1 protein-coding gene is annotated in these 361 nt (G+C 57.1%); it reads left to right on the top strand.

Features of this window, described 5'->3' with window-relative positions:
* Positions 1–361, top strand: a 361-nt coding sequence (locus ABR397_RS23515; protein ID WP_350307810.1) for an AMP-binding protein, incomplete at both ends; no start/stop codon positions are given.

The following is a 361-nucleotide window of genomic DNA, read 5'->3' as shown; positions in this document are numbered from 1 at the left end:
CTGGCGGATAACCCCGGACGTGATGCGCTGAACGAACCAACGCTGGCGGCGCTGACCGTGCTCGACCCGAATAATACCCTGTCGGATCAGCCGGATGTTAACCCGCAGGTCCCTGCGCTGACGTCCCGGTGCCTGGCGTATGTGATTTACACCTCTGGCTCGACGGGGACGCCGAAGGGCGTGATGGTCGAGCACCGTAATATTCTGCGTTTGTTTAAGGCGACAGAATCCTGGTATCACTTTGACCGGCAAGATATTTGGTGCCTGTTGCATTCCATCGCTTTTGACTTCTCGGTATGGGAATTGTGGGGGGCTTTACGCTACGGCGCAAAACTGGTTCTGGTGCCGCATGTGATTGCCC

Source organism: Photorhabdus viridis, assembly GCF_040256935.1.
GTDB lineage: Bacteria > Pseudomonadota > Gammaproteobacteria > Enterobacterales > Enterobacteriaceae > Photorhabdus > Photorhabdus viridis.
Note: the sequence above shows the minus strand (reverse complement) of the source record. Positions and strands in the feature narration are given on the sequence as shown.